Source organism: Cupriavidus sp. JZ107, assembly GCF_053903255.1.
Window position 1 is genome coordinate 2124231 of the sequence record NZ_CP096481.1, and the last position, 12953, is coordinate 2137183.

Here is a 12953-nt window from a genome sequence, read left to right on the forward strand (position 1 = left end):
GGGCCGCCGCACACCCGCCGACTCCCGGGCTTAGCGCAGATTGTAGAACGCGCTCTTGCCGGGGTAGCTGGCGATATCGCCCAGGTCTTCCTCGATGCGCAGCAGCTGGTTGTACTTGGCGATACGGTCCGAGCGCGACAGCGAGCCGGTCTTGATCTGGCCGGCGTTGGTGCCGACCGCGATATCGGCGATCGTGCTGTCCTCGGTCTCGCCCGAACGGTGCGAGATCACGGCCGTGTAGCCGGCGCGCTTGGCCATCTCGATCGCGGCGAAGGTTTCGGTCAGCGTGCCGATCTGGTTGATCTTGATCAGGATCGAGTTGCCGATGCCCTTCTCGATGCCTTCCTTCAGGATCTTGGTGTTGGTGACGAACAGGTCGTCGCCGACCAGCTGCACACGCTTGCCGAGCTTGTCGGTCAGCACCTTCCAGCCGTCCCAGTCGCCCTCGGCCATGCCGTCCTCGATCGACACGATCGGGAACTTGTCGCACAGATTGGCCAGGTAGTCGGCCCACTGGGTCGAGTTCAGCGTCAGGCCTTCGCCTTCGAGGTGATACAGGTCCTCGCCTTCGCGGAAGAACTCGCTCGAGGCGCAGTCCAGCGCCAGCAGCACGTCCTCGCCGGCACGGTAGCCGGCCTTCTCGATCGCCTGCAGGATCGTGTTCAGGCATTCCTCGTTCGAGGCGAAGTTCGGGGCGAAGCCGCCTTCGTCGCCGACCGCGGTCGACATGCCCTTGTCGGCCAGGATTTTCTTCAGCGCGTGGAACACCTCGGCGCCGCAGCGCAGCGCTTCACGGAAGCTCTTCTGCGACACCGGCATGATCATGAATTCCTGGATGTCCAGGCTGTTGTTGGCGTGCGCGCCGCCGTTGACGATGTTCATCATCGGCACCGGCATCTGCATCGCGCCCGAACCGCCGAAGTAGCGGTACAGCGGCAGGCCGGCTTCCTCGGCGGCGGCCTTGGCGACCGCCATCGACACGGCCAGCATCGCGTTGGCGCCCAGGCGGCTCTTGTTCTCGGTGCCGTCCAGATCGATCAGCGTGCGGTCCAGGAAGGCCTGCTCGGAGGCGTCCAGGCCCATGATCGCTTCGGAGATCTCGGTGTTGATGTGCTCGACGGCCTTCAGCACGCCCTTGCCCAGGTAGCGCGACTTGTCGCCGTCGCGCAGTTCGATCGCCTCGCGCGAGCCGGTCGACGCGCCCGACGGCACCGCGGCGCGGCCCATCACGCCCGATTCGAGCAGAACGTCGCATTCGACGGTCGGGTTGCCGCGCGAGTCGAGAACCTCGCGACCGATGATATCTACGATTGCACTCATGGATTCCTCTTGATCTAGATCTGATGAAGCTTGGGTCCGTGCACTGCGACTGTGCACCGCGTCTGGTATCGCGCTGCCTTGCCGCGTGCTCCGGATGGAGACCCGCGTCAGGCGACGCGCCGGTCGAAGCTCAAACGCCCTCGACCACGATCATGTTCATCCGGGCCGCATGCTCGCGCGCCTTGCGGGCCGCGCGGTAGGTCTCGCCGTCGTGGAAGGCCTGGGCCGCCTCGACGCTCGGGAATTTCAGCAGCACCACGCGGGTCGGCGCCCATTCGCCTTCGAGCGGGACCGTGCGGCCGCCGCGCACCAGCACCTCGGCGCCGTGCTCCTGCATGGCCTTGCTGGACAGGACCTTGTACTGCTCGTACTGCTGCGGATCGGTGACGTCGACGTAGGCGATGATGTAGCCGGCGGCCATGCGTATCTCCAGGATGAATCTTATGGTTGTCAACGTTGCCGCCGGATGACGGCGGTAACGTGCGGAATCGGTGATCGGCGAGAAAGCCGTTGCAGCTGACGATTGACGGCTGGCGCTTGGCGCCGCGCTCAGGCGCAGGCCGGCCAGCCGAAATTGTCTTCGAGGAAGCCGGCGCGCTTGGTGAGCGCGTCCAGGTCCTTCAGCACCGCCAGCAGTTCGCGCATGCGCGACAGCGGCACGGCATTGGGACCGTCGGACATCGCCTTGCTTGGATCCGGATGGGTTTCCATGAACAGGCCCGCGATACCGACGGCCACCGCGGCGCGCGCCAGCACCGGCACGAACTCGCGCTGGCCGCCCGAGCTGGTGCCCTGCCCGCCCGGCAGCTGCACCGAGTGGGTCGCGTCGAATACCACCGGCGCGCCCGTCTCGCGCATGATCGCCAGCGAGCGCATGTCGGAAACCAGGTTGTTATAGCCGAACGACACGCCGCGCTCGCAGGCCATGAAGCTGTCCTCGGGCAGGCCGGCTTCGCGGGCGGCGTCGCGGGCCTTGTCGATGACGTTCTTCATGTCGCCCGGGGCCAGGAACTGGCCCTTCTTGATATTGACCGGCTTGCCGCTCTGGGCGCAGGCGCGGATGAAATCGGTCTGCCGGCACAGGAAGGCCGGCGTCTGCAGCACGTCGACCACCGCCGCCACCGGCGCGATCTCGTCGATCTCGTGGATGTCGGTCAGCACCGGCACGCCGATCTCGCGCTTGACCGTGGCCAGAATCTCCAGCCCCTTCTCCATGCCCAGTCCGCGGAAGGACTTGCCCGACGAGCGGTTCGCCTTGTCGAACGAGGACTTGTAGATGAAGGGGATGCCGAGTTCGCCGGTGATCGTCTTCAGCTGGCCTGCCGTATCGAGGGCCATCTGCTCCGACTCGATCACGCAGGGACCGGCGATCAGGAAGAACGGCTGGTCCAGGCCGACGTCGAATCCACACAATTTCATCTTGCTCTCCTGCTATGCGGCCGCTTCAGGCGCCCTTGCGGCGCTGCTGGCCGGCCAGCGCGGCTTCCACGTAGGCCTTGAACAGCGGATGGCCCGCGCGCGGCGTCGAGGTGAATTCCGGATGGAACTGCACGCCGACGAACCACGGGTGCATCTGCGCCGGCAGCTCCATCATCTCGGGCAGGTTCTCGGTCGGGGTGCGGGCCGAGATCACCATGCCGGCCTGTTCCAGCTGCGGCACATAGTGATTGTTGACCTCGTAGCGATGGCGATGCCGCTCGTTGACCTCGGCGCCGTAGATCTGCGCGGCCTTGGTGTCCGCCTTGACGGGCACACGCTGCGCGCCCAGGCGCATCGTGCCGCCCAGATCGGAATCGGCCGAGCGCTGCTCGACCTTGCCGTCGCGGTCCACCCATTCGGTGATCAGCGCGACCACCGGGTGTTCGGTCTCGAGGCTGAACTCGGTCGAGTTGGCGTCGCGCATGCCGGCCACATGGCGGGCGAACTCGATCACCGCCAGCTGCATGCCCAGGCAGATGCCCAGGTACGGCACCTTGTTCTCGCGCGCATACTGGATCGCGCGGATCTTGCCCTCGGTGCCGCGCTTGCCGAAGCCGCCCGGCACCAGGATCGCGTCCAGCGGCTTGAGCACTTCGAGGTGGCCCGATTCCAGTTCCTCGGAATCGATGTATTCGATATTGACGCGCGTCGCGGTATGCATGCCCGCGTGACGCAGCGCCTCGATCAGCGACTTGTACGACTCGGTCAGGTCGACATACTTGCCGACCATGCCGATCGTCACTTCGTGTTCGGGGTTTTCCTGCGCATTGACCAGCTTCTGCCACATCGACAGGTCGGCCGGCTTCGGATCGAGGCGCAGCTCCTCGCAGATCAGCCGGTCCAGGCCCTGCTCGTTGAGCATCTGCGGGATCTTGTAGATGCTGTCGACGTCCCACACCGAAATCACCGCTTCCTGCGGGATATTGGCGAACAGCGAGATCTTGGCGCGTTCGTCGTCCGGAATCGGCCGGTCGGCGCGGCACAGCAGCGCGGTCGGCGAGATGCCGATTTCGCGCAGCTTCTGCACCGAGTGCTGGGTGGGCTTGGTCTTGAGCTCGCCGGCGCTGGCGATGAACGGCACCAGCGTCAGATGGACGAAGGCCGCGTGGTTGCGGCCCATGCGCAGGCTCATCTGGCGCGCGGCCTCCAGGAACGGCAGCGATTCGATGTCACCGACGGTACCGCCGATCTCGACCAGCGCCACATCGGCCTTGCCTTCGTGCGAGGCGGCCGCGCCCTTCTCGATGAACGCCTGGATCTCGTTGGTGATATGCGGGATCACCTGCACGGTCTTGCCCAGGTATTCGCCGCGCCGCTCCTTGCGGATCACCGATTCGTAGATCTGGCCCGTGGTGAAGTTGTTCGACTTGCGCATCTTGGCCGAGACGAAGCGCTCGTAGTGGCCAAGATCGAGGTCGGTCTCCGCGCCGTCTTCCGTGACGAATACTTCGCCATGCTGGAAGGGGCTCATCGTGCCGGGGTCGACGTTGATGTAGGGATCGAGCTTGAGGAGGGTGACTTTGAGGCCGCGCGACTCGAGAATAGCCGCGAGCGAGGCGGCAGCGATGCCCTTGCCGAGGGAAGAGACGACGCCACCGGTGACGAAGACGAATTTGGTCATAAACCGAGCTTGCCGGGGAAATCGGGATTATACATGAGCGGGGCCGGATGGACCGCCCGAATCGGCGTGCCGGACTGTGCGCTCACGTGTCGAATTCGGCCGCGCCCCGGCACCGTGCAAGCCCTCGAAGCCAGCTCCACCACGGTTCACTGCGGTTCGCGCGGACGCTCACGCCGTGCCCGCACCGGCTGCCCCCAGCGGTCGCCCTCGCCCTGCCGCGTCAGCGGGTGCTCGACCCGGTCGGCGGCGTCCCATTCCGGATTGTCGATCTCGCGGAATACCTGGCGCAGGCGCTCGCCCCAGGTCTCGCGGATCATGCAGAAATACGGATTGCGATCGTCGATCGTGGCAAAGCGCGTCACATGCAGCGAATCGGCCTCGTAGACCAGCAGGTCCAGCGGCAGCCCCACCGAGATATTGGACTTGAGCGTCGAGTCCATCGAGATCAGCGCGCACTTGGCCCCTTCGGCGAGGGGCAACGCTGGGTGCACCACGCGGTCGATGATCGGCTTGCCGTACTTGGCCTCGCCGATCTGGAAGTAGCAGTTCTCCGGCGTCGCCTCGACGAAATTGCCGGCCGCATAGATATTGAACAGGCGCGCCCGTTCCCGGCCGATCTGGCCGCCGAAGATCAGGCTGACGTTGAACTCGATGCCGGCATCGCGCAGCGCATCGGCATCGCGCCGATGCACCTGGCGCACCGCGTCGCCGACGATCGAGGCGGCTTCGAACATATCGCGCGCGGTCCACAGCGAGCGCTTGCCGTCGCGGCTCTCCATCAGGATCTGGCGGATCGACTGGCTGATGGCCAGGTTGCCGGCGGTCATCAGCACCATGACGCGGTCGCCGGTCTCCTCGAACACCGTCAGCTTGCGGGCGGTCGAGATCGCGTCGACACCCGCATTGGTGCGCGAGTCGGACAGGAATACCAGGCCGGCATCGAGCCGCATGGCTACACAGTACGTCATGGCTTTGTCTTATTGTGGTGACATGGCGCGCGGCGGAACGCGCGGGAGCATCCCGGCATTCTAGCGCCCTCCTCGCGCGCGCCCTGCACCCCGGAGGCTCAGACCGGCTCGATCAGGATCTGCACCGACAGCGATTCGGTGCCGCCGCCCTCGCGCACGCCGCGGATCGGCGCCGCCGAGCGGTAGTCGCGCCCCACCGCCAGGCGGATGTGGCGGGTGTCGGTGAAGCAGCCGTGCGTCACGTCGATGCTGCACCAGCGCTCGCGCTCGGTGTCGACGCACAGGTCGGCCCAGGCGTGGCTGGCCAGCTCGGTGGCGGCCGGGTCGTGGAAATAGCCGCTGACGTAGCGCGCCGGCACACCGAAGGCGCGGCAGGCGGCCACCATCACCTGCGCCTGGTCCTGGCAGACCCCGGCGCCGAGTGCGAAGGCCTCGGCGGCGCTGGTGCCGACATCGGTGGCATTGGGCTGGTAGCGCACGCGTTCGCCAATCGCCTGGGCCAGCGCCAGCAGCGCGGCCGGGTCATGGCCGGCGGCCAGATACGGCGCGGCAAATGCGCTCAGCTCGGCCGGCGCGCTGGTCAGCGGCGTGCCGCTGCGAAAGTACAGCGGCGACACGCGCGCCTCGCCCGGCGGCGGGGCGTCGCCGAAGCAGCCGTCGGCATCGGCGGCGGGCGTGATCTCGACCTCGCCGCTGGCGGCGATGGTAATGGTGTCGGCCGGCCGCGCCAGCGTGAACTGATGGACGATATTGCCGAAGCCGTCGAGCGCCTCGGACAGATTGCCCGGCACCGACAGCTGCCATTGGTGCACCTGCTGCAGCGGGCCGGAGCGCGGCGCCAGCCGCAGCTCGTGAACGCTGCGGATCACCGGCTCGGTATAGCGATAAACGGTGCGGTGGTGGATCTGGTATTTCACGGTCCTGTCGCGCGACGCCGGGTTCAGGCTTTCAGGCTGCCAGCGGGGGCACCAGGAAATCCCGGCTGATGCCGCTGCCCAGATCGCCGATGCGTTCAAGGAAGCTGGTCAGGAACGCGTGCAGCCCGACCGCGAAGATGTCGTCGATGCGCGCGTATTTGAGGTCGGCATGCAGTTTACCAGCGTGCCGTTCGGTCTCGGCGGACTGCTGGTTGCGCACCAGCGCCAGGATCGCCACCACCTCGTCCATGCTCGACACCAGCGAACGCGGCATGTCGGGCCGCAGGATCAGCAGTTCGGCGACGCGCACCGGCGTGATCACGGTGCGGTAGATCTTGCGGTAGACCTCGAAGCCCGAGACCGAGCGCAGCACCGCGGCCCAGTGATAGAAATCCTGTTCGGTCCGCTCGCTGCCGCCATTCTCGCTGCCGGTGGCCTGGAACTTGACGTCGAGGATCCGCGCGGTATTGTCGGCGCGCTCCAGGAAGGTGCCCAGGCGCATGAAGTGGAAGGCGTCGTCCTTCAGCATGGTGCCGAACTGCACGCCGCGCGCCAGATGCGAGCGGAACTTGACCCATTCGAAGAACTGCGACGGATCGTCGCGCAGCACGCCGTCCGTGATCATCCGCTGCACGTCCAGCCACGTGGTGTTCAGCGTCTCCCACACCTCGGTCGTCAGCGAACCGCGCACGGCGCGCGCGTTCTCGCGCGCCGCGCGCAGGCAGCTCATGATCGACGACGGGTTGGTCATGTCGCGCACCATGAAGTCGATCACGTCCTCGCGCGAGAGCAGCCCGTACTTGTGGTCGAACGCGTGCGTCAACTCGGAGATATCGAGCATCGCCCACCAGCCCTGCTCGGCCACCTCGATCGATTGCGGCAGCAGCGAGGTCTGGTAGTTGACGTCGAGCATGCGCGCGGTATTTTCGGCGCGCTCGGTGTAGCGCGCCATCCAGAACAGGTGGTCGGCGGTGCGGCTCAGCATGATGGCTCTCCGTGGTCCGGTCGAAGATCGCGGGGGGTCGGCAGGGGTTGCCAGGTATCGATGGCTCGGCGGTTCAGCGGTTCAGCGCTCCAGCACCCAGGTGTCCTTGGTGCCGCCGCCCTGCGAGGAATTGACCACCAGCGACCCCTCGCGCAGCGCCACGCGCGTCAGCCCGCCCGGCACCATGCGCACCTCCTTGCCCGACAGCACGAATGGCCGCAGATCGATATGGCGCGGCGCGATGCCGGCCTCGACATAGGTCGGACAGGTCGACAGCGCCAGCGTCGGTTGCGCGATGTACTGATGCGGCCGCGCCTTGACCACCTCGCGGAACGCGTCGATCTCCGCGCGCGTCGCCGCCGGCCCGACCAGCATGCCGTAGCCGCCGGCGCCGTGCGTTTCCTTGACCACGAGTTCGTCCATGTGGTCGAGCACGTACTGCAGATCGTCCGGGCGCCGGCACATATAGGTCGGCACGTTGGCCAGCAGCGGCTCCTCGCCCAGATAGAAGCGGATCATCTCCGGCACATAGGGATAGATCGACTTGTCGTCGGCGACGCCGGTACCGATCGCATTGCATACCGTGACATTGCCGGCGCGATAGACCGCCAGCAGGCCGGCCGCGCCCAGCGTCGAATCGGGCCGGAACACCAGCGGATCGAGAAAGTCGTCGTCGACGCGGCGGTAGATCACGTCGACGCGCTGCGGGCCCTGCGTGGTGCGCATGTACAGAAAGTCGTCCTGCACGAACAGGTCGCTGCCCTCGACCAGTTCGATGCCCATCTGCTGCGCCAGGAACGCATGTTCGAAATAGGCGGAGTTGTACATGCCGGGCGTCAGCACCACCACGGTCGGATCGGCCATTCCCTGCGGCGACACGCTGCGCAGCATGTCCAGCAGCAGGTCGGGATAGTGGGCCACCGGCGCGACGCGGTTGCGCGCAAACAGCTCGGGGAACAACCGCATCATCATCTTGCGATTCTCGAGCATGTACGAAACGCCGGACGGCACCCGCAGATTGTCCTCGAGCACATAGAACTCGCCCTCGCCGGCGCGCACCACGTCGATGCCGGCGACATGCGCATAGATGTCGCGCGGCACGTCGATGCCCAGCATCTCGGGACGGTACTGCGCGTTGTCGTAGACCTGCTCGGGCGGAATCACGCCGGCGCGGATGATGTCCTGCCCATGATAGATGTCATGGATGAAGCGGTTCAGCGCGGCGACCCGCTGGCGCAGGCCCCGCTCCAGCAGCGCCCATTCGCCGGCCGGGAAGATGCGCGGAATCACGTCGAACGGGATGGTGCGCTCGGTGCCGCTGTTGTCCTCGTCCTTGTCGCCATAGACGGCGAAGGTGATGCCCACGCGCCGGAACACCAGGTCGGCCTCGGCACGCTTGTTGGCCATGGTGGCCTCCGACTGGCGCGCCAGCCAGTCGGCGAAGTGACGGTAGTGCGGCCGGATCGCGTCGGGCGACAAGGCCTGCCCGGCGGCGATGTTCGGGGGCGCATCGCCGCGCCAGTCCAGCATTTCATCGAAAAACCGCGCCGCCATGATGCCCTCCCCAGTGCCGGGCGCCCGACCGGCCGCCGCGCATCGTTGACTCCTACAGCATACGTCCGGCCGCTGCCCCCGAGAAGGAAGTCAGGTGCCTTGGCAGACATTCAAGCAAGATGTCTGCCAGTGGAAAGGTTGCGCAAAACGGGGTGGAAAGACGCGCAGGGGCGGGACACGGCACGGAATGGCGCGGAGCGGCGCGGGAACAGGCCGCCCCGGCACACCATTTCAGTGCACGGGCTGGCTGCCGCGGACCGGCGGACGCTCCGCCAGGATCTGGCGCACCAGCTCCTCGGGCGGCTTGCGGATATCGAGCACCAGCGCGTCGCGCGGCTCCTCCAGCGTATCGAGCTGGCTCTGCAGCAGCTTGGGGTCGAAGAAATGCCCGCTGCGGCCGGCCAGGCGGGTGCGCAGCACGTCGATATCGCCCTTCAGGTAGATGAAGCTGACCCCGCCGTCGGGCGGCGTCAGCCGGTCGCGATAGATCTGGCGCAGCGCGGAGCAGGTGAACACGTGCGGGCGGCCCTCGGCGCGGGCCTGGTCGATGGCCGCGCGCATCGCGTCCAGCCAGGGCCAGCGGTCCTCGTCGGTCAGCGGAATGCCCGCGGCCATCTTGGCCTTGTTGGCGGCGCTGTGGAATTCGTCGGCATCATGGAAGCCGCAATGCAGCGCCTGCGCCAGCAGCGAGCCGACCGTGGTCTTGCCGCTGCCGGAGACGCCCATCAGGATATAGATCATGTCTGCTCCATCGATCAGGATCGGACGGTCGGTGCCGTCCTTGTTGGTCTGACCGCGCGCCGGCGAGTTCGCATGCGGGCGGTCGAGGCCGGACGCCAGGTCCGGCCGACTTCGGGATTGATTCGGTATCGGATATCGTCCAGCGGATAGCGGATAGCGGATAGCGGGTTCGGGATAGCGGCTGCCGCAAGTACGCCCTACAGCACGACTACAGCACGACTATAGTGCGCGCGGCGCCGCCATCGCATCGGCCTCGCTGAGGTCCAGCGCGCTGCCGCCCTGCTCGGCGCCGCGCGCGTGGCGGCGGAACAGGCCGAACAGGCCGCGGCCCAGGCTGTAGTCGGCGAACGCGTCCTGCGGCGGCGCAGCAGGCGCGCGCGCCGCGAGCTCTGCCGGATCGCCGAGCCACGCCAGCGTGCCGGCGACCGCATCGACGCGCAGCAGGTCGCCATCGCGCACGCGCGCCAGCGGACCGCCCGCGCTGGCCTCGGGGCCGACGTGGATCACCGCCGGCACCTTGCCGGAGGCACCCGACATGCGGCCGTCGGTGACCAGCGCGACGCGATGGCCGGCGTCCTGCAGCGCGCCCAGCGGCGGCGTCAGCCGGTGCAGCTCCGGCATGCCGTTGGCGTTCGGCCCCTGGAAGCGCACCACGACGATGACGTCGCGGTCGAGCTCGCCGCGCGCGAACGCGTCCTGCAACGCCTGCTGCGATTCGAACACGCGCGCCGGCGCCTCGACGATCCGGTGCTCGGGCGCGACCGCCGACACCTTGATCACGCCGCGGCCCAGGTTGCCGGACATCAAGCGCAATCCGCCTTCGGGATCGAACGGCTTGTCGATCGGCGCGAGCACCTGCGCGTCGCCGCTTTGCGCCGGGGCTTCGCGCCACTGCAACGCGCCGTCGTGCAGTACCGGCTCCCGCGCATAACGCGCCAGTCCCGGGCCGGCCACGGTCTCGACGTCCTCGTGCAGCAGCCCGGCATCGAGCAGCTGCCGAATCACGAAGCCGACGCCGCCGGCCGCATGGAAATGATTGACGTCGGCGGCGCCGTTCGGATAGACGCGCGCCAGCAGCGGCGTCGCGCGCGACAGCTGGTCAAAGTCGTCCCAGTCGATCACGATGCCGGCCGCACGCGCCATCGCCACCAGATGGATCGTGTGGTTGGTCGAGCCGCCGGTCGCCAGCAGTCCGACGATGCCGTTGACGACCGCGCGTTCGTCGACGATGCGGCAGATCGGCAGATAGCCATCGCCGCGTGCCGACAGTGCCAGCGCGCGCTGCGCCGCGGCGGCCGTCAGCGCATCGCGCAGGCCGCCCTCCGGCGGCACGAACGCCGCGCCCGGCAGATGCAGGCCCATGATTTCCATCAGCAGCTGGTTGCTGTTGGCGGTGCCATAGAACGTGCAGGTGCCGGCGCCGTGATAGGCCTGGCACTCGGCCTCGAGCAGCGCGTCGCGGCCGACCTGGCCGGTGGCATACAGCTGCCGCACGCGCGCCTTCTCCTTGTTGGGCAGGCCGCTGGCCATCGGTCCGGCCGGCACCATCACCACCGGCAAATGGCCGAACTGCAGCGCGCCCATCACCAGCCCCGGGACGATCTTGTCGCAGACGCCGAGCATCACCACCGCATCGAAGGTGTTGTGCGACAGCGCGATCGCGGCGCCCATCGCGATCGCATCGCGCGAGAACAGCGACAGCTCCATGCCGGGATTGCCCTGCGTGATGCCGTCGCACATCGCCGGCACGCCGCCGGCGACCTGCGCCACCGCGCCCACTTCACGCGCCGCCGCGCGGATCAGCGCGGGATAGCGCTCATAGGGCTGGTGCGCGGACAGCATGTCGTTGTACGCGGTGACGATGCCGAGATTCAGCGCATGTTCGACGCGCAGCTTCAGCTTGTCGGCGGCCGGCAGCGCGGCGTAGCCATGAGCCAGGTTGGCGCAGGACAAGCCCTGTGCCGGGCCCAGTTCGCGTTGCGCGCGGGCGCAGCGCTCCAGGTAGGCGCTGCGGCTGGCGCGGCTACGTTCGACGATGCGCGCGGTGACGTCGCGCACGGCGGAATCGAGAGTCTGTGGCATTCGATATGAAGAGGCGAACGGGGGATCGGGCGGTTCGATCAACGGGATATCGGCGGATCCCGGCAGGGTCGATTTGTGTAGAATTTCTACATTCTACCGGAAGACGGCGCCGTTCCAGAAGTCTCGTGTCGCACCGCCCCATCCAAAACAGCGAAAAAACCCAGTGAAATCGCGCTTTCCATCGTTCGGCATCAGGGTTATTCCCGACTGCGGCGCACGGCGTTCCACCCGATCATTCGGCCGGCCAAGTAGAATCTCTACAAACCCCGATCCAATCCGACTCTTGCCGCCCTCATGCGTGACCGCATCCTCGCCGTCTACGACTCCCTTCGCCCCTCCGAACGCCGCCTCGCCGACTACGTCGCGCGCCACGGCGCCAGCGTGATCCGGCTGTCGATGCCGGAGCTCGCTCGCCTTGCCGGCGTGTCGCAGCCGACCATTGCACGCTTTTGCGCGGCGCTCGGCTACGACGGCTTTCGCGAGTTCAAGCTGCAGTTCGCGCAGACCGTCGGCGCCGGCACGCCTTTCGTGCACCAGGACGTCAATCCGCAGGACCGGCCGGCCGATATCGCCGGCAAGGTGTTCGACCGCACCATCGCGACATTGATGTCGGTGCGCAATGCGTTGTCGGCCGATCAGATCGAGCACGGCATCGCGCTGCTGGCCGGCGCGCGCCGCATCGAGTTCTACGGCTGCGGCAACTCCGGCATCGTCGCCCTCGACATCCAGCACAAGTTCTTCCGTCTCGGCATGCCGACCGTCGCGTACTCCGATCCGCATGTGTTCAGCATGTCCGCCGCGCTGCTGGCGCCGGGCGACGTCGCGGTGCTGGTGTCCAACAGCGGCCGCACCTGGGACATGCTGACCGCGGCCACGCTGGCGCGCGGCGCGGGCGCCAGCGTGCTGGCGCTGACGCACAGCGGCTCGCCGCTGGCCGCGCTGGCCGACGTCTGCGTGTTCTCCGATGTGGAAGAGGACAGCGAGGTCTATACGCCGATGACCTCGCGCATCAGCCATCTGGTGCTCGGCGATGTGCTCGCCGCGGGCGTCGCGCTGGCACGGGCCGACACGATGGCGGGCCGCTTGCAACGCGCGAAGGCGCATCTGCGCGAGCGCCGCATCGCCAGCGTCGAGCCCAGCCATGCGATCGAGCCGCTGCCGCGCGGCAAGGGGCGCCGCAGCGCGGGTCCGGCGGCAAAAGGTGCGTCGAAGCGAGTGACTACGCCCGCGACCAAGCGTGCGGCGAGCCCGGCTGCCCGCCGCGCGGCCAAGCGGTAACCCGTACT

Annotated in this window: 11 protein-coding genes; 1 reads left to right on the forward strand and 10 read right to left on the reverse strand. The window is 67.5% G+C overall.

The features are described from left to right. Positions 1-30: 30 nt before the first annotated feature. The 10 genes from eno to edd form a co-directional block, all read right to left on the reverse strand. Entirely contained in the window at positions 31-1320 is a 1290-nt protein-coding gene (eno, locus tag M1D55_RS19080) for a phosphopyruvate hydratase (protein ID WP_006576077.1), read from the reverse strand. Between the two features lie 130 nt (positions 1321-1450). Beyond that, a complete protein-coding gene (locus M1D55_RS19085; RefSeq protein WP_006576078.1) occupies positions 1451-1741 on the reverse strand; it encodes a DUF1330 domain-containing protein in 291 nt (96 codons plus the stop codon). 128 nt (positions 1742-1869) lie between these two features. Continuing rightward, on the reverse strand, positions 1870-2739 hold the full coding sequence (gene kdsA / locus M1D55_RS19090) for a 3-deoxy-8-phosphooctulonate synthase (protein WP_006576079.1): 870 nt from the start codon (positions 2737-2739) through the stop codon (positions 1870-1872). 25 nt (positions 2740-2764) lie between these two features. Then, positions 2765-4420, reverse strand: coding sequence for a CTP synthase (locus tag M1D55_RS19095; RefSeq protein WP_006576080.1), 1656 nt, complete (start codon positions 4418-4420; stop codon positions 2765-2767). Between the two features lie 146 nt (positions 4421-4566). Next, positions 4567-5388, reverse strand: a complete 822-nt coding sequence (locus tag M1D55_RS19100) for a peptidase (RefSeq protein ID WP_082928252.1) — start codon at positions 5386-5388, stop codon at positions 4567-4569. Between the two features lie 98 nt (positions 5389-5486). Next, the gene (locus M1D55_RS19105) at positions 5487-6305 is read right to left on the reverse strand and encodes a transglutaminase family protein (protein WP_023263462.1); all 819 of its coding nucleotides are present in this window, start codon (positions 6303-6305) and stop codon (positions 5487-5489) included. 31 nt (positions 6306-6336) lie between these two features. Further along, a complete protein-coding gene (locus tag M1D55_RS19110; RefSeq protein ID WP_006576082.1) occupies positions 6337-7290 on the reverse strand; it encodes an alpha-E domain-containing protein in 954 nt (317 codons plus the stop codon). An 81-nt stretch (positions 7291-7371) separates the two neighbouring features. Beyond that, complete coding sequence (locus M1D55_RS19115) at positions 7372-8844, reverse strand: circularly permuted type 2 ATP-grasp protein (RefSeq protein WP_006576083.1); 1473 nt, start codon at positions 8842-8844, stop codon at positions 7372-7374. A 231-nt stretch (positions 8845-9075) separates the two neighbouring features. After that, the gene (locus M1D55_RS19120) at positions 9076-9585 is read right to left on the reverse strand and encodes a gluconokinase (RefSeq protein WP_149319295.1); all 510 of its coding nucleotides are present in this window, start codon (positions 9583-9585) and stop codon (positions 9076-9078) included. A gap of 219 nt (positions 9586-9804) precedes the next feature. Then, a complete protein-coding gene (gene edd, locus M1D55_RS19125) occupies positions 9805-11667 on the reverse strand; it encodes a phosphogluconate dehydratase (RefSeq protein ID WP_456281564.1) in 1863 nt (620 codons plus the stop codon). A gap of 294 nt (positions 11668-11961) precedes the next feature. Between edd and M1D55_RS19130 the strand changes: the two genes are divergently transcribed. Continuing rightward, the gene (locus M1D55_RS19130) at positions 11962-12945 is read left to right on the forward strand and encodes a MurR/RpiR family transcriptional regulator (RefSeq protein WP_064573193.1); all 984 of its coding nucleotides are present in this window, start codon (positions 11962-11964) and stop codon (positions 12943-12945) included. Positions 12946-12953 lie beyond the last annotated feature (8 nt).